The sequence below is a fragment of the Vibrio sp. Vb1574 genome (assembly GCF_033338675.1).
Genome location: NZ_JAWOTC010000341.1, coordinates 1 through 1,162, shown reverse-complemented (window position 1 = coordinate 1,162; position 1,162 = coordinate 1). Strand labels below are relative to the sequence as shown.

At 47.9% G+C, this 1,162-nt stretch carries 1 protein-coding gene and 1 pseudogene; one reads left to right on the top strand and one right to left on the bottom strand.

Going from position 1 to position 1,162, the window contains the following annotated elements:
• Positions 1 to 282 (top strand): annotated as a pseudogene (gene pyrE, locus R7O12_RS26040) (orotate phosphoribosyltransferase); the annotation flags it as partial.
• Between the two features lie 60 nt (positions 283 to 342).
• On the opposite strand, the gene lpxL reads toward pyrE, so the two are convergent.
• Positions 343 to 1,162, bottom strand: an 820-nt coding sequence (lpxL, locus tag R7O12_RS26035; RefSeq protein ID WP_318126946.1) for an LpxL/LpxP family Kdo(2)-lipid IV(A) lauroyl/palmitoleoyl acyltransferase, incomplete at its 5' end; no start/stop codon positions are given.

Below are 1,162 nucleotides of genomic sequence, written 5' to 3'. Positions count from 1 at the left end.
ATGCTGGTGGATGACGTGATTACAGCGGGTACCGCGATTCGTGAATCGATGGAAATCATCAAGGCGAATGGTGCAGATCTGGCTGGCGTATTAGTGGCTATCGACCGCCAAGAGAAAGGCAAAGGCGAACTTTCTGCGATTCAGGAAGTTGAGCGCGACTTCGGTTGTGCGGTGATTTCTATCGTGAGTTTGGGTGACCTAATCACTTACCTTGAAGAAAAAGGTAACGCGACCGAGCATCTTGAAGCGGTGAAAGCATACCGCGCGGAATACGGCATCTAATTTCCCACTTTTCGAATTCAATAAAAAAGGTATCCAATCGGATACCTTTTCTTTTGCGATTTATTTGTAGCGAATGCCTTTGGGCTCGTTTTCATCTTGCATGGTTTTGTAGCGTTTGTGTAGCCACATCCATTGCTCAGGTGCTCGTAAAATCACTTCTTCCACGTACTTGTTCATATAAGCCGCCGCAGCCACTTCATCTTTTTGTGGGTAATCGGCTTCAATGCACTTATCAGCGATGATTTCGTATTTGCCTTCGTCATTGCGGAAACCAGAACCTGGAATGATCGCGCATTTTGAGGTGTAGGCTAAAATGCTGGTGCCGGTTGTTGTACAAGCGTCATCAATGGCAAAAAACGGCACGAAGACCGATTTATTGCGGCCGTAATCGTGGTCAGGTAAGTAGAACAAACGCTCGCCGCTGCGCAGTACACGAATCATCTTTTTCACATCTTTGCGATCAATCAGTTTGTTGCCGTTGTGCGTGCGCCCCCAATATTGGATGAAGTTGTACGCTGGGTTGTTGTGAGGACGAAATGCGCCGTAACCCGCAACACCTAAAACAGCAAAAGCTCGCGCGGTAATTTCTAAGTTAAGAGCGTGCACACAACACAACAATACGCCTTTCCCTTCCGCGCCTTTTTCTTTTAGAGCGTGGATGTCTTTCTCGACAATGAGCGTTTTGAAGCGCCATGGAGGCCAAAACCATGTAATACCGGTTTCGATCAGTGCCATCCCGGTATTCTTGAAGTTTTCTTCCACGATATGTTGCACTTCTTCTGGCGTTTTCGCGGGGAATGCCAGTTCAAGGTTGCGCTTCGCGATATGCACGCGCTTTTTGCCATAGCGCATGCCTAGCTTGCCAAGTGAGCGCCCCAAA